20 protein-coding genes are annotated in these 14,965 nt (G+C 58.5%); 14 read left to right on the top strand and 6 right to left on the bottom strand.

Annotated features, from left to right (window positions below; translation table 11 throughout):
- Positions 1–27 precede the first annotated feature (27 nt).
- Both EGH21_RS24175 and EGH21_RS18485 read left to right on the top strand, forming a co-directional pair.
- A complete protein-coding gene (locus tag EGH21_RS24175) occupies positions 28–216 on the top strand; it encodes a hypothetical protein (RefSeq protein WP_236035662.1) in 189 nt (62 codons plus the stop codon).
- A gap of 118 nt (positions 217–334) precedes the next feature.
- A complete protein-coding gene (locus EGH21_RS18485) occupies positions 335–607 on the top strand; it encodes a hypothetical protein (RefSeq protein WP_220619891.1) in 273 nt (90 codons plus the stop codon).
- 83 nt (positions 608–690) lie between these two features.
- Here the strand turns inward: EGH21_RS18485 and EGH21_RS18480 are convergent, their stop codons facing one another.
- Both EGH21_RS18480 and EGH21_RS18475 read right to left on the bottom strand, forming a co-directional pair.
- Positions 691–1,386, bottom strand: coding sequence for a hypothetical protein (locus tag EGH21_RS18480; RefSeq protein ID WP_220619890.1), 696 nt, complete (start codon positions 1,384–1,386; stop codon positions 691–693).
- Positions 1,383–2,057 (bottom strand): helix-turn-helix domain-containing protein, encoded by a 675-nt coding sequence (locus EGH21_RS18475; RefSeq protein WP_220619889.1) that lies wholly within the window; start codon positions 2,055–2,057, stop codon positions 1,383–1,385. Before EGH21_RS18475 ends, EGH21_RS18480 begins: the two co-directional genes overlap by 4 nt.
- A gap of 494 nt (positions 2,058–2,551) precedes the next feature.
- Here EGH21_RS18475 and EGH21_RS18470 point away from each other — a divergent pair, with 494 nt between their 5' ends.
- From EGH21_RS18470 to phaC, 8 genes are all read left to right on the top strand, one after another.
- Entirely contained in the window at positions 2,552–3,424 is an 873-nt protein-coding gene (locus EGH21_RS18470; protein WP_004594451.1) for a ParA family protein, read from the top strand.
- Entirely contained in the window at positions 3,417–3,902 is a 486-nt protein-coding gene (locus EGH21_RS18465; RefSeq protein WP_220619888.1) for a DUF7970 domain-containing protein, read from the top strand. The genes EGH21_RS18470 and EGH21_RS18465 overlap by 8 nt, the downstream gene beginning before the upstream one ends.
- Positions 3,903–4,370: 468 nt before the next feature.
- Entirely contained in the window at positions 4,371–4,877 is a 507-nt protein-coding gene (locus tag EGH21_RS18460; protein ID WP_220619887.1) for a DUF7342 family protein, read from the top strand.
- 242 nt (positions 4,878–5,119) lie between these two features.
- Positions 5,120–5,815 carry a nucleotidyltransferase domain-containing protein gene (locus tag EGH21_RS18455; protein ID WP_220619886.1) on the top strand — a complete coding sequence of 232 codons (696 nt, stop codon included), beginning with the start codon at positions 5,120–5,122 and terminating at the stop codon, positions 5,813–5,815.
- Positions 5,808–6,317 carry a DUF8154 family protein gene (locus EGH21_RS18450; protein ID WP_236035661.1) on the top strand — a complete coding sequence of 170 codons (510 nt, stop codon included), beginning with the start codon at positions 5,808–5,810 and terminating at the stop codon, positions 6,315–6,317. The genes EGH21_RS18455 and EGH21_RS18450 overlap by 8 nt, the downstream gene beginning before the upstream one ends.
- 27 nt (positions 6,318–6,344) lie before the next feature.
- Positions 6,345–7,595 carry a phage integrase SAM-like domain-containing protein gene (locus tag EGH21_RS18445; RefSeq protein WP_220619885.1) on the top strand — a complete coding sequence of 417 codons (1,251 nt, stop codon included), beginning with the start codon at positions 6,345–6,347 and terminating at the stop codon, positions 7,593–7,595.
- A gap of 141 nt (positions 7,596–7,736) precedes the next feature.
- Positions 7,737–8,375 carry a MaoC/PaaZ C-terminal domain-containing protein gene (locus EGH21_RS18440; RefSeq protein ID WP_236035660.1) on the top strand — a complete coding sequence of 213 codons (639 nt, stop codon included), beginning with the start codon at positions 7,737–7,739 and terminating at the stop codon, positions 8,373–8,375.
- A 24-nt stretch (positions 8,376–8,399) separates the two neighbouring features.
- Positions 8,400–9,731, top strand: a complete 1,332-nt coding sequence (gene phaC / locus EGH21_RS18435) for a class III poly(R)-hydroxyalkanoic acid synthase subunit PhaC (protein ID WP_220619884.1) — start codon at positions 8,400–8,402, stop codon at positions 9,729–9,731.
- Positions 9,732–9,820: 89 nt separating this feature from the next.
- Here the strand turns inward: phaC and EGH21_RS18430 are convergent, their stop codons facing one another.
- From EGH21_RS18430 to EGH21_RS18415, 4 genes are all read right to left on the bottom strand, one after another.
- Positions 9,821–10,783 (bottom strand): cation diffusion facilitator family transporter, encoded by a 963-nt coding sequence (locus EGH21_RS18430; RefSeq protein WP_220619883.1) that lies wholly within the window; start codon positions 10,781–10,783, stop codon positions 9,821–9,823.
- Between the two features lie 157 nt (positions 10,784–10,940).
- Positions 10,941–11,531 carry a cupredoxin domain-containing protein gene (locus tag EGH21_RS18425; protein ID WP_220619882.1) on the bottom strand — a complete coding sequence of 197 codons (591 nt, stop codon included), beginning with the start codon at positions 11,529–11,531 and terminating at the stop codon, positions 10,941–10,943.
- Between the two features lie 9 nt (positions 11,532–11,540).
- Positions 11,541–11,909 (bottom strand): SHOCT domain-containing protein, encoded by a 369-nt coding sequence (locus EGH21_RS18420; RefSeq protein ID WP_092893747.1) that lies wholly within the window; start codon positions 11,907–11,909, stop codon positions 11,541–11,543.
- A 126-nt stretch (positions 11,910–12,035) separates the two neighbouring features.
- The gene (locus tag EGH21_RS18415) at positions 12,036–12,257 is read right to left on the bottom strand and encodes a hypothetical protein (protein WP_220619881.1); all 222 of its coding nucleotides are present in this window, start codon (positions 12,255–12,257) and stop codon (positions 12,036–12,038) included.
- Between the two features lie 81 nt (positions 12,258–12,338).
- On the opposite strand from EGH21_RS18415, the gene EGH21_RS18410 reads away from it, so the two are divergent.
- The 4 genes from EGH21_RS18410 to EGH21_RS18395 all read left to right on the top strand — a co-directional run bounded on the left by EGH21_RS18410 (position 12,339) and on the right by EGH21_RS18395 (position 14,964).
- A complete protein-coding gene (locus EGH21_RS18410; RefSeq protein ID WP_220619880.1) occupies positions 12,339–12,635 on the top strand; it encodes a hypothetical protein in 297 nt (98 codons plus the stop codon).
- Between the two features lie 124 nt (positions 12,636–12,759).
- Positions 12,760–13,485, top strand: coding sequence for an ABC transporter ATP-binding protein (locus EGH21_RS18405; protein WP_137277124.1), 726 nt, complete (start codon positions 12,760–12,762; stop codon positions 13,483–13,485).
- Positions 13,478–14,215, top strand: a complete 738-nt coding sequence (locus tag EGH21_RS18400; RefSeq protein WP_220619879.1) for an ABC transporter permease — start codon at positions 13,478–13,480, stop codon at positions 14,213–14,215. The genes EGH21_RS18405 and EGH21_RS18400 overlap by 8 nt, the downstream gene beginning before the upstream one ends.
- The gene (locus EGH21_RS18395) at positions 14,212–14,964 is read left to right on the top strand and encodes an ABC transporter permease (RefSeq protein ID WP_220619878.1); all 753 of its coding nucleotides are present in this window, start codon (positions 14,212–14,214) and stop codon (positions 14,962–14,964) included. Before EGH21_RS18400 ends, EGH21_RS18395 begins: the two co-directional genes overlap by 4 nt.
- Position 14,965 lies beyond the last annotated feature (1 nt).

Here is a 14,965-nt window from a genome sequence, read left to right as displayed (position 1 = left end):
GTCTTCTCGACCACGAAGGAGTTCACGATGGTACAGGTCATCAACGTCGTAGTGTCGGGAGCCCCCGATGTGGAACTCGATCTCGCGACAGCCGCCTGGGAACTGGACGACGTCGATGTAACAGGAGTTCCAGCAGTCCCTTTCTTGGGTGGCTGGGAACTGTTCCCCTACGAAATCTACAGTATACCTTCTGTGGATCGGTCTTCTTGTCGATAAACCATCGGTGTGAGAAGGGTCCGTACGAATTTGTCTGCTGGAGGTGATTCTGAAAGACACGTCACGCCCTCTCCGTTCGTTCGCGATTGCACAACCTTCGTAGCTCGGAATTCAATCTATGACAAAGGAACCGATTGAGGTACTCGACGACCTGGCCGACCAGGTCGCCGATGAGTTCGAGGCGTATAGACAGCCAGACGAATTCAAGGATGTCTCGCTCGTGATTGAGAACAGCGACGAGGAACATCCGACGCTGATCGTCCACGTCGATAGGGAAGATGCGGAATCCCTTGCCGACCGTATTGATGAGTTCCTCCGCGAGCATGGTGCTCGTACTGAACGGGAACGATACTCAGCTACGGATGTCCGTGTGTTAGCGACGGTCGACTGACACCGCCCCTCCAATTTTTTGACTGAGTGTAAGCACCGCTGAAGGCCCTATCTTCACTTCCGATCAAGGGAGTCCCGACCGATTCAGCTCAGGTGGTCAATCTGTGCAGACAGATACTCTTGGAGAGCGGTGACCGTTTCTTCTGAGACAGCTGAGGCCCCGAAGTCACTCCGAAATCCGTGCTTGAGTTCGTCGCTCTCCAAGATATCCAGTCCACGCTCAAGTTGCTCCCGGAGCTCATCGTCGTCCCCTCGCCGCAGGTGGGGTGTGACAGCGTCGAGGTCGATCTCTTCAGCCACTGCCAAGACGTCCCGAAGGTCCGTTTCTCGGCCACTGTGGAGCTTTGCAGCCACGAGGACTGCCCCATCGACGACTCTAGCCGTCGTCGTCACTGTGCCCCCGCTCACCTCCTGTTGGTGGCTGTGGTCGTACAGGTAGTCGAACGACCACTGTGCCTCGGTCTGACGACACCCGAGTCCGTTCACCAAGAGGTCGAAGCCGATCGGCTGTTGCGGCGTGAGCCGCTTTTCGTACTCGATCACCTCTGTATCGTAGAACCACTCCTTGGCGTGGCTGTCCGTTTCCTCGAAGTTCCGACGTTCGAGGAATTCGACGAAGTCAGCTTTGGAGTCCGGCGCGACGACGATATCGAGATCCGTGGAGAAGCGAGCATTGAACGCTGAGACAGCGTAACCACCGACAAGGACGTACTCATGGCCCTCTTGGGTGAGCTCCTCGAGCAGTTCGATGAGCGCGTCACTTCGGTTGTTGAAGCTCATGGCTGTGCCCGTTCGGTCTCTCGATACGTGACGCCGAGGTCGAGGTCCTCGTACATCCGGTCGAGCATCGCGAGCGCCGACTGGAACTGGGCGTAGTTCTCACGCATATACTCGATTGTCTCTGCTCTCGGGATCACCGGGTACCCTTCGACGTGCTCGATATCGAGTGACGCGCGTGGCTCGAGGACGATCTGCAGCGGTCCGTCCAGCTCGTCTCGGGGCTGTCGTTCGAATGCGGTCGGGAGATCGAACGACTCGAAAAACGCCTCCCAAGCGTCGACGTCCTCCTCACGGACGGCCAGAAACAGTGGATAGTCGTTGGGCTCGCGACCGACCTGGTAGCCGCCCTGGGTCCACACGTAGACGGCGTCGATCCGTGTGAATGCGAACGGCCAGTCACCGAACTGCGGGATGACGTAGGCCTCCTCGATGGATGGTGGACTGACGCCGGCGCTGGCAGCGACGAGCTCTCGTGCTGCGTCCCTCACGCGCTCGTCGACGACTGAGAGCCCGTCGTCATAGCGGACGTAGCCTGCGTCTTCGAGTCGGTTGACGGCCTGTCTCACCGTCTCGTACGGCGTGTGGAGGTGTTGGGCGACACGACGAATGGAGTCACCACTCTCGATAGCGAGGATAACCTGCGCCGCGGTGTCGTCGAGAACCTCGTACATCTGGTAGTTACCAATAATCCGGTAACAGTTAAAACTCTTACTAGAGGACGGGGTAGAACGGCTCTGCCTGAGTTCTATCACTCAGGACTCTCCCATTGAATGACTGAAGAATGTAGGTCTCATAGCCAATATGCATAATGTGGATAATGTAGATAATGCAAATTGGGCTTCTTCAATTGGTTCGTGTGGGTGGCAAAGATTGCGATGAATACGTATGAAATGCTGATAATCTAAATTATGTGGATTGCGTAGGGTCGACGGTGATTATGACAATTAAGATTGTGACAACAATCTATATAATGTACAAAATGTAGGTTGTGTAGATGGCGTGCGAAATCTGTCTGACACAGAATTAAGATGGACGAGCTTCATTAACCGCGTATGATCAGTGCGAAACTCACACTATCGACAAAACTCGCGAAACCTTCAACATCTACCCAATGTACATTATCTACAAAATGTACAAAACCTGCTTCTTACGGGGGTGCTGAGCTATGAGTGCTGACGAGTTTGAAGGGCTCCCCGGAGCAGCTGTCTCGTTGCTCAAGGGAGGGGTAGGGAAATCCACGATCGCGCTCAACATCGCTGATCGACTCGCTGCTCGTGGCCATGAGACGGTACTTTTGGATCTGGATAAGGACGGGCACATGACGACCCAGTTGGGATACGACGATGCGTACGACCGAGATGCGAACCTCGGTGACGCCCTTATCGATGGTGAGGACCCCGAAGACCTGCTTATCGAGACGGACTTCGGTGTTCACCTCCTCCCGTCGAGTAACGAGCTCGAGAACGTCGAGACGAGGCTGAAGGACGAACGGTTCGCAGACGTGAAGCTTCGACGGAACGTTGTCGATCCGCTCATTCAAAACGGATACGACTACGTGATAATTGATGCCGCAGGCGGCCGTGGGAAACTCTCCGACAACGCCCTCATCGCCGTCCAGCGAGTCATAATCCCGCTAATCCCGCGTGCTGGCTCGATCAACGGCCTCAATAAGATGATTGAACGCCAGATTTCCCCAATCCGGCAGAATATCGGGTTGGATATCCTCGCAGTCACTCCGAATATGATTCGCGAAACAATGGGACAACGCAACGAGCATCGGACTCTCGTTGAAAATCTCAACCGGGAGTTCGGTTCATTCGTCCCCGAGTACGCTCGTGTGGACCCGGAGATCTTCGATGCCCTCGATGATTCGGGACGCACCATCGATAGTATTCCGAAGCCAGGGATTCGCGAACGGACCGCGATTTCTCGCGCGTTCAAGCAAGGAATGCCGGTCTCGGAGTTCGACGAAGATTGCGACCAGATCCCGAATTTCGACCACTTAGCGGACCTCGTGGAGGAACACAGCCATGCCTAATGAGGACGACCGTTTCGGGGACGTCGCTGAACAGCTCAAACAAACGGAGGAAGGAGCCGAATCGGATGACGACGAACGTACTGACACCCAGGATGAACCGCAACCGGATGAAGAGATAACTACTGAGGACACAGAGTCGGAGATTGAGTCCATTCCTGAGCAGGATGAGGAGGATGTGGACGAATCCACCGGTGGACCGGCCTTCTCCTTTGATGAGACCGATATGCACGGCTTCTATGTCCGGGAGGACACGTGGGATGGCGTCACCCGGATGCGATCATCGGTAACTGCTGCGTGCTCTATGTTTGATGTTCCCGAATTTGAGGGAAGAGAGTTTCAAGATGCGTGTCTCCGGGTAATTGCGGACCACGGTGATGAGATCGCCCTCCAGATCCTCCGGGAGCGTGGTATCGAAGCCGATGAGGAACGTGTTCAGGAAGTTGTGGAGATGCTGAGCGAGCAAGCTACGAACGACTAACATTGGGTTTGGGTGATTTCCCTCATCATTCAGATTTCGGGCGCATTGTACATTATGCAGATTGTGTAGCAAGCCATCTGCTTGCAGTCTCGCGATTATTCTCGGAACCGGGTCCGAACGGCGGTCGCGGCTTTGGTATAGCGGCATATGATTCATACCGTTGGCCAAATCCGAATTTCGGGGGATATAACCCTTCTATCATAGGAAAAATGGTTATGAGACTTCTATCACCGGTGGTCCTGATTACGCCGGTAATCACGACCACTTTGAAGTGCCCCGACGCCGTCGGTGAAGCACGAATGCTGCAATCGGCTCAGAAAGACGCTTCCCCCGGGGTAGAGCCGCCCAGAACAGGGTTCGAGATTTCTCTGACTCTTTTCAGCCGAGTCCGCGGAGATGGCGAGGGCAGTCCTCGTGATAGACTAGAAGCCTGTGACCTATTTTATGACACAGCACGAACGGGGTTGTATGACTGGAGGTGAATCGATTTCCGAGGGCCCGATGGAACGCCAACCCACGGGTGAAGACCGGGTGCGGATGGTCGCCCGACAGGTTTCAGAGCCGCGGACGGCAAACTGGATCGCCTCCGAAGCGGACTGGTCACACGGGCCGACCAAGCGCGTCCTCGAACATCTCGTCGACGACGGCATCCTCCACCGTGACGACACCGAGGGCCACACGACATACTTCCCCGACTATCGTCGTCAAGCACTCATGGAGGCTATACGCCTTCGGGACAGCGACCACACCGTCGAAGACCTCACCGAACGGCTCACCGAGATGAACGCTCAGATCCGAGGATGGAAGGACGAGTTCGATATCGAGTCACCGAACCAACTTCGCGGGACGATCGCTGACCAGGTACTCGACGTCACCGAAGAGGATCGTCGCCGAGAGCTCGCGCGTGAGTGGGAACAGCTTCAACGGCGAATCGAAATTGTGGGTTTTGCCATCCGAGAGTGGGACTTTCTATAGTAGCGTTTGCAAGTAGTTGCTCACTCATTTGGCCAAACCTCGTCGTACAGTCGTCTCAAGCCTTCCACTGCGATGCAGGCTGAAAAGAGTTGCAAACGCTACTATAGCCCCAGCGACCGAACGTGGTGAGGCCCGGAGGTGACGGACCTCGTTCTCCGCACGTCCGTTGCTGGCAGATGAATATTTAGGCTGATTCCGACACACGTATAATGTTTTTATAGTAGTGGTCCGTGATACGGCATATGAACCGCGAGACGGATAGTACGAATTCGTCTGGGACAGCTATTTCTCTTTCAATACCCCCTTCAGATCCGACTTTATTCAAACATAAGGCGACGAGCGACGTCCTTCTCTTTTTAACAAACCACCGATTCAGTGACTTCTCACTGCGAGAACTCGCGACACAGATCGGTCACTCACACCAGTCCGTCCGACGGGCAGTAAACGTTCTCAGCGCGAACGACTTGGTCGTCGAATCGCCCGAAAGCAACCAGCGACTCGTTCAGATCAACAGACAGCGCCTGTCGATTCCAGACGATCCGATCCTTCGGATCCCCCAACCAGAGTATCATCAACCCGTCAAAGCTGCGGTTACGGAGCTTCGTGAGAACATCAACGACGTCGTCGGCATCATCCTCTATGGGAGTGTAGCTCGGGGCGAGGCTGACCGACGGAGTGATATTGATCTCTGGGTGCTAACCCGGTCTGGGCGGGCCGAAAGCCAACGAGAAGCGAACGCCATTGCCCGTGACCTCGAAGATACGGAGTTCGACGGTGACCGATACGCCTACGATATCGATGTCGAGGCCGTCCAGGCGATCCCGGCGTACACCGAAGACATCCGAGAGATCGTCGTTTCAGGGATTCCGGTCTACAAGACGAGTGACTTCGAAACCGTCGAGAACCTCCTCCTGGAGGAAGGAGCCACTGATGAGTAACGGCTCGGACCCGACTGCTGTGCTCACAGCACTCGACCGTGCACAGGATGCCTTCGAGATGGTCGGACGCGGTCGTACAGCGTTCGAGGACGGGATTAGTGCCGACGAAGACTGGAAGACACAGCTGACGAAAGCGTGCCGCCTCCTTGAGGTCGTTGGCACTCTCCAGTCACAGGATGGGTACTACACGGCCGTCATCGAGGTCTGTTTCGGCGCGATCGAACGGTCGATCGAGGCGTACGCGCTCGCGATGACGAACGATACGCTTCAGGACTTTCAAGACCACCAGTTCAGCTACGAGCGTGCCCACCAGATCGGGCTGTTTGAGCGGGAGACTGCAGAGGCGATGAAGGACCTCTACAGCGAGAACCGGACAGAGAGTTATTACGGCGGGGGGCGTCCAACCGAAGAGCAGGCGGAAGCAATGACTGACCTCGCCGGCGCTGTCCATCAGTTCGCAGTGAGCCAGATCCGGGAAGGCGGCGTCTGTCTGTGTGACTGACTACGTTCAACAGTTCAGGAGAGCACTATGGACCGGAATACACCGACGGAACGGACGCCATTGACCTCACTCTCCGAGTCGTTCGAGCGCTACCTCCAGGACAAGGGGAAAGGCCGTGGAGGCGACGGCGGGAATTATCGACGCAACGCCGCCCGCGAACTCGAACGATTCGCTGAGTGGGCCGCCGGCGACCGCGGGGGCGACGACTGGACCGGGATCGTCCCCGACGACGTCGATCGGGAACCGATCTTCGAGGACCTCGACGAACGCGTGTTCCGGGAGTACGCCCGGTATCTCGCCGGCGATCGAGGACTCAAACAGAACACGGTACAAACCTATTACCGCTATATCTCTGCGTGGTGCGGGTGGTGTGTCAACGAGGGATATCTCGAAGCGCATTACGCGCAGCGGGCGAGTGCGATGGCGCCGCTTCCAGAAGACGACGGCCGCAAGCCCGGTGACCAGCAGGCTTGGACGTCCGAACAGCGCCACACCCTCACCCGCTACGTCGACGAACGGGCCCGCGACGCCGTCGAGGCGTACACGACACTCCCACAGGATACTGACCCCCTCGACAAACAACGAGCGCGCTACGCGGCGCTGAAGGCGGCTCGTGACCGGGCCCTTGTGTTCGTCCTCGCGTACACCGCCGTCCGTGTCGGGGAACTTCTCCGGGACCCGAACGATCCGCGTCGACGTGGCGTCCGCTGGGAGGACCTCTCAATTGAGGACGGGAGTATGGACGTCTACCGGAAGAAACAGCAATGGGACGCCGCCAGCCTTCCCGATCCGGTGATCTCGCCGCTGCGAAGTTACCGCCAGCTGATGGACCCGGCGACGGAGCGCTGGCCGGTGTTTCCAACGTTCGACCAACGGACGCTTGCAGGGCTCGTCCGGGAAGAGCTAGCCGAACGAGGGGAACGCCCAGAAGCAATTACTGAACGCCGTGAAGAATACGCTCGCGATCTCCTGCTGGCGCTCGATGGGGACATTCGGCCGCCGTCGATCACGACCGATGGTGCACGGTCGATTCTCCAACGACTCTCCAAGGAGGGGGAGGTCGACATCGTCCACCCGAAACACGACTACCTCGCTCCTCACGGCGGTCGACGGGGCATGGGAGAGGTCCTCGTCAGAGCATTCGGCTACACCGTCGCAGCCCGATATCTCGATAACTCCGAAGAGATGGTTCGAGAGCGCTATTCCCACATCGAGGCAGGCGAACTTGGAGACGTGGCGACTGAAGCTCTCGACGAGGTTGACCATCTTGGGAAGTGATCGCCCTCTACAGTTGTTCTTGGTTGACGATGCGAGCGACACGTACGTTGATAGTGAGTGACTACGTTATTCACTAGCAGACCGACTGAACGATCCTGATCCCGAACCCATCCGTGAACCAGCCCTCAATTCAGCGTACCCATGCCAGTTGACCCCGTGTGTGGGATGGAAATCTCACTCGAATCTGCCGAAGCGACTACCGAGTACGAAGGTGAGTCGTTCCACTTCTGCTCGAACGACTGCCAAGCGTTGTTTGATAGCGCTCCCGAGAAGTACGTCGAGACGCCGCACCCCCATCTCATCGAGACAAGCGGTGCTATCATCCCTCGTCTGCCATACGGCCGTGCGAAAGGTGAATTCGACATCGATATCGCAGATCCCACGTCGCTGCAGGAGGGCGACAGCGTCAATTTCTCGAAGGAGATTACGGACGACGACGTCCGGAAGTTCGCCGAAGCGACCAGCGACACGAACGCCCTCCACCTCAACGACGCGTTCGCGGAGAAGACACGGTTCGGCCACCGAATCGTCCACGGGACACTCGTCTCGGGACTGATTAGCGCGGCACTGGCGTGCTTTCCCGGGCTGACCATCTACATCTCGCAGAACCTGGAGTTCCAACAGCCCGTGGACATCGGCGAGACACTGACGGCTCGATGTAAAATCGTCGACGAACTCGACGGTGCCCGGTATCGCCTCACAACTCGAATCGAGAACGACGCCAACCAAATCGTGTTGGATGGAACGGCGACGGTTCTGATCGATCCTATCCCGGAGTGATCACCAGCACGTTCGACACCAGTGATGACAATGCACCCATTTACAGCGCCTCTCGAATTGCAGCGTCGAACGCTCGAACGAGGCGCAGATGCCGTCGAGACGATGCGTCTCCTTCCGGAGCGAATCGACGACCTCGCCTCAGTCGAGGTCGGCCAGACGCCAAGTGAGGTCATCCATTCGGAGAATAAACTCGACCTCCTGCACTACGAGGCCCTGACCGACGACCGACACGACGCGCCCCTGCTCGTCGTCTACGCGTTGATCAACCGACCATATATCCTCGACCTCCAGCCGGACAAGAGCGTAGTACGACGGTTTCTTGAGGACGGCTTCGACGTCTATCTCATCGACTGGGGGGAACCGTCCCGACTCGACGCGTCGCTGACGCTGGGAGACTACGTGAATCGATACATCGACAACTGCGTCGATGTCGTCCGCAATCGAACTGAAACTGACGAAATCAATGTCCTCGGTTACTGCATGGGCGGGACGCTGAGCACGATGTACGCGGCGCTCCATCCGGAGAAGGTCCGTAATCTCGGCCTCATGGCGACGGGGTTGTGTTTCGACGATACGGGTGGTATCCTCGAACAATGGGGAAGCGAGGAGTACTTCGATCCAGGAGCGATTACCGAGACGTACGGAAACGTCCCGGCGGAGTTTCTCGCGACGGGGTTCGCCCAGATGAATCCTATCGAGAATTACGCCGGGAAGTACACGATCCTGTTCGACAACCTCGAGGACAAGACTGCCGTCGAGAACTTCGGCCGAATGGAACGCTGGGTGCGCGATGGGGTTGACGTTGCTGGTGAGGCCTACCGCCAGTTCATCGAGGAGATTTACCAGGAGAACGCGCTCTACCAGAACGAGCTCGTCCTGGATGGCGACCACGTCGACATCGGGAACCTCACGATGCCGGTGTTACAGATTATCGGCTCGTTCGACCACCTCATCCCGCCGGAGGCGAGCAAGCCCTTCACCGAGGTTATTCCAAGTGAGGACACCGACATCTACGAATTCCCGACCGGCCACATCGGGATGGCCGTCTCGGGGAAGGCCCACGCGGAACTGTGGCCTCGTGTCGCGACGTGGTTCCGTGAGCGGTCGGTAACACAGTCAGAGGAGTCGGCCACGGTCGACCAAAGTGAAGCTGAAGCGGAGACTGACCAGGATCGGTCGCTGCAGACGCTCGACGGAATCGGTCCGACGTACGAGGAGCGTCTCCACGATGCAGGGATCACGACGGTGACGCAACTCGCTGGTGAAGAAGCTACTTCTCTCGCCATTCGGCTCGGGCTGAGCGAGTCACGGGTTGCCTCTTGGATCGAGCAAGCGAGACAAATGACGACCGACTAAAGCCGTGGATTGCTGATAACCAATCAGTTGAGAGCACACTGCGAGCAATATACGGGCGTGGATTCGCCTCTTGGAGTGTTCACCTTGTATCAGTGGGCGTGGGAGCTAAGATGGGTTCGACGGTCGCCGTATGCCGGGCTCAATTCAATGGTGGCGTGATCAACCCCGTGCTCCTCGAGGACGTGATGGATTTGTTGGGTGACTGTGTCGGCCTCGCTCATCGTCTCGACCGACGTTTCGACGTGTGCCGTCGCGACCGTGATCTGACTACAGATCTGCCACGCGTGCCAGTCATCAATGTGGTCGACACCGTCGACGGCTTCGATATCCTCCCGGACGTGTTCGGGCTGGAACGGTGTCTTCATGAAGAAGATAGCGCCGCTTCCACGCAGGACCTTTCCGGCAGACCACAGGACGATGCCAGCGATAAGCGCAGCAGCGATGGGATCGATGACGGTGATTCCGGTGACTTCGACCACAACAACGGAGATGATGACGGCGATCGACCCGCCAGCGTCCCCGAGGAGATGATAGAACGCGCCCTTCTCGTTGAGACTCATCTCCCCACCCTGGAGGATGAAGACGCTGCCGACGTTCACTGCGAGCCCGCCAATTGCGATCACGATCGTCGGGACAGTCCCGATCTCGATAGGAGTCAGGAACCGCTGATAGGACTCCCAGAGGATGTACCCGACCATCGGGATGAGCAGGACACCGTTGAGGAAGGCAGCCAGCGGTTCGAGCCGGTGGAGCCCGTACGACCACCACTCTGACCCCTCGTATCTATCCGCGACGTAGGAGGCGGTAAACGCCATCACGTACGCCAGCGCGTCGAATAGCATGTGGACGGCGTCGCTGATGAGCGCAACAGAGCCGAAGAGGAGTCCCCCAGCGAGTTCAACGACGAAGCCGACGATGTTGATGGCGGAGACGAGTGCCAGCTTTCGACTGCTAGCCGACCCCCCGTGCCCGTGGCCAGGATCGTGATTATGCGAGTGCCCATGGGCTTCGTCCCCGTGGTCGTGATGGGCGACGCCACTCTCGTCGGTCATTCGTGACAGGTCGTACTCGAACGAGGTTTATTAAACACCGTATCAGCTACCCGGCCATCTATCCACAATATCTAGCATATTATTGGCACAAAATTAGCAACCACGGCTGCATTCTCGGTTCCGGGAGGTGTGTTTCGTGGTCAGGTTGTTAGTCCCATCATCTGATGACGATGCCACCGTCGATTTCCATGTACGGGTGTCCATAGCCACAGTAGGTCAGGCAACTCAGCGTGTAATCGCCCCGTTGCGTCGCCCCTAACTGTCGAACGATGGGTCTGGTGGCATTTTGCGGAAGTGTAACCGGGTGCATCATCATTCCGCCGCCCATGTGAACCTGTCCGGAGGGCGTGATCGCGAGACTGTGGTCTGGGTACTGCTCATTCGCTTCTTCAAGTAGCTCGTGGAAGTCGCCGTCGGACGGGGCCGGGATGCGTTCCGCGTTTCGTTCTTCGAGGGCCTCGTGGTCGGGGAGGACGTCTCGAATCGACGCTGGGAGGGATTGGACGGCCTGACTCGCGAGCGTGTTGAACGATACGACACGGAGAACATCGTTCCGTTGCAGGCTGATGCGGTCCTGTTCCTCGCCGGACTCGTCGACGATGATGAAGCCCCAGTGATACGCGCCGACGTAGATCGTTCGATCGACCCCGCCGCTGCTTCCCGGGAGATTGCCGACGCAGCCCGCTAGACCTGCGATGCCGGCTCCGAGCGCAGTGAGAAACTCGCGTCGCTGTACTGTCGGGGACATGATTGCAGACTACTGCGACTCCTCGCGGGTGAGTTTCGCACGCCGTTCCTCGAACTCCTCGTCGGAGAGATCGCCGCGTGCGTACGCCACTCGGAGTTCCTCGAGCGCCCTGTCTGTGGTCAGCGACGACCCGACACCACCGACGAGGCCGCGATAGAGGAGGTAGCCGATGCCGACGAGGACGACGAGCCAGACGAGCATCATCCCGATGCCCCACAGTGGCGAGAGGCCGCCGGCCGTGCCGCCGCCCCACCACCAGCCCATCATCCCCATCATTGGAGCGGCGAAGACCATCATTAACATCGGAAACAGGACGATCACTGCGAGGACGATCAGGACGATGCGGAGCAAGCCGTCGGACGTGCGCTCTGTCGACATAGTTAACCACTATAGACTTCGTCGGCTGCGTTCATAAAGTTGAACGGCCAGTACTGCTCCATTGGTGGTTCTTAGGCTGGACGGCGGCCAATACATCGCTCTGTGTCTTGATTGGGGTGAGTCCACTCAGCAGCAGTCGGGGTCGTCGGGCGACCACTCGCACGCGTTGCCAGTCGTCAAGTTGTTTTCGTCAACGTAGGTCGAGAGACACGCGTAGTTGCAGAAGTAGGTCGGCGATCCGCAGTCGTCGGTACAGTCGCGCACACAGATCGGGTCGTGGTCGAAGATACGCGACCCGCAGTAGGCGCACGTCTCATCAACGTTGGGGAGTTCGACAGTCGTAGACATACCTGTGCTACGGGCACGAGTCAAAAACGTATTTCGCCAGCTGACCATCGATATACTCCACCTCCGGGCTGAAGGCGGTGTGTGAGTGACAAGGAACAACTAGAACTCGATCGCACCGATCATCGGCTCGCCGACGCACTTCGGGCAGACATCGGTGTCGTATTTCTCCATACAGTGTCGGTGGCAGGAGATCCCGCAGTGCTCGCAGACGAACACCTCGTCGTCGCGAGCGCATTCCGAGTCACAGATGTAGCACTGAACCATGGATACTCGAACGTTAACTCGCAAGCCGCATCAACGCTATGCTCGGCGCCTGATAGGTGGCTGATCTTCATCACGGTTACCGACCAAGTCTACTCCTGTTTGGAGACAAAATGAATGCCAAATCGTTGGCTACCCATTGCTCTCTTCGGGATACAACCCGATCTCTGGGTACTTTGACGGAGTTAACTTTCGATTCTTAACAACAATTCGATTGAATGAGTAGAACGTCTTTCTACGTATGGACACGACCACGGCGCCCACGGAGACGCTCGGTGGTAGCAAGACGCTCGTTCGAGGCAACGCCCTCGAGAAAACCTACGGGTCACGACTCCCGTTGGGACGGTCGACACCCGTTCTCACCGGTGCGGATATCGAGGTCCATGCTGGCGAGATCGTCGGCATCGTCGGCGAGAATGGGTCGGGCAAGTCCACGCTGATGAAGATTCTCGTCGGGGTTCTCGACCACGACGCGGGCACGGTCCAACGGCATGGAACCGTCGGATGGTGTCCGCAGGAACCCCTGCTCTACGATCGGCTAACCGTCTCAGAAACGTTCCGGCTGTTCGGCGCTGGCTACGACATGACGCGCGAGGAAATCGACGCGGCGAAGCAAAGACTGGCGGACGAACTCGACTTCGAGCAGTACCTTGACTACCGGGTCGACCAGCTCAGCGGCGGGAACCGACAGAAGGTCAACCTCAGTGTCGCGTTGATGCACGACCCGGATGTCCTCATGCTCGACGAACCCTACACGGGGTTCGACTGGGAGACTTACCTGCGATTCTGGGACATGGCCCAGGACCTCGCGAACGACGGCACTGCCGTCGTCATGATCTCCCACCTAATTGAGGAGCGGAGTCGACTCGATCGCGTCTTCGAGGTGCGAGACGGACTGGTTCACGACGTGACCGACGAAGAGACCGAGAGCGAACTCAGGAGCGACCCGGAGGGGGAACATGAATAGGTTCGTCGTCGGCGTTCGGGCGAACCTCCAGACGTTTGTCCGGACGCCTCTGAACGTCGTCCTTGCGCTGGTGCTCCCGCTCGTGGTCATCGAGGGGTGGGGCCAGGCGATGGCCGGACTGCCGTCAATGCCGACCGTCGAGGGGATTCCGCTCGACCTGGGACGCCTCCTCGGCGCGATCTTCGGCGTCGCCATCATCACCGGGCTGATGGGACTGGTCCAGATGATCAGTGCCCGGGAGGCTGACCGACGGCTCGTTCAGACCGGGTACGCGCCACGAACGCTGCTCGCGACGCGGCTGGCGACTCTCGCGGGTGTCACGATCGTCGTTGCGGGGGTGAACTTCGGCGTCCTCTGGCTGACGATCGACGTCGAAGCACCCCTGTTTGTGTTCGCGTTCCTCGCGCTCGCGGGCGTCGTCTATGCTTTCCTCGGTGCGCTCGTCGGCGCAGTGCTTCCGCGACTGTTCGAGGGGTCGCTCGTCGTCGTCTTCCTCGCGATGATGGACGTGTTCCTCAGTGGCGACAGCCCGCTCGCCGCGGACGTCCCCGACTTCGTCCAGTACTTCCCGTTGTATCATCCGAAGGAACTCCTCCAGTCGGCCGCCTTCGACGGTACGTTCGCTGCGGGTGACCTCGCCTTCGTCGGCGGGTACCTTCTCGTGTTGCTCGTCCTCGTGACTGCCGTATTCGGTGCGACGATGCGCACGGCCGGGGGGTGGTCAGCGTGAACCGAACGGCCACGGCGTTCGGTATCGGGCTCCGGGAACACGCCCGCAACTACGTCCTCGTGGCGCTCCTGGTCGTCCTCCCAGTGTCGTTCATCACGCTCGCCTTCGCGGTCACCCAGGACGTCCAGATGCCGGTCCGGACGGTCGTCGACGGCGAGACGACGACCGTGATGCGGGGGATGCCCGAGGTCCACGGCGTGATCATGACACCGATCACGAGTTCGTTCATCGCCGGCCTCGCCGGTCTATTCCTAATGCGCGAGGCGAGAGACACGGACGGCCGCCTCGCTGTCGTCGGCTACCGAGCACGGCAGGTCATCGCCGCACGATTCGGCGTCCTTGCAGTCATCACGCTTGTCGTGGTCGCTGTCTCCGTCGGGGTGATGCTCATCGACTTCCAGCCCGAACAGCTGTGGTGGTTCATCGCCGCGATGCTCGTCCTTTCAGTTACCTACGGACTTATTGGGATGCTCGTCGGCGCCGCCTTCAACCGCCTCGCGGGCCTGTGGATTATGTTGATCCTCCCGATGATCGATATCGGACTGTTCCAGGACCCGCTGTTCGTCCAGTCTGAACCCGAGTGGTGGATGAAACTCTTCCCGGGCTACCATCCCGTCCGCGTGATGGTCGATACCGGACTCACGACGGACCTGGACACGGCTGCGTCGCTCGGCTGGGGGGCCGGCTATCTCCTCGTCGTCGGACTCCTCGCCGTGTGGGTGTACTACCGCGGAACTCGAACGACGTGAC

Origin of the sequence: Haloarcula rubra (genome assembly GCF_019599465.1) — an archaeon.
Lineage (GTDB): Archaea > Halobacteriota > Halobacteria > Halobacteriales > Haloarculaceae > Haloarcula > Haloarcula rubra.
This window is presented reverse-complemented; position numbering and strand designations above follow the sequence as displayed.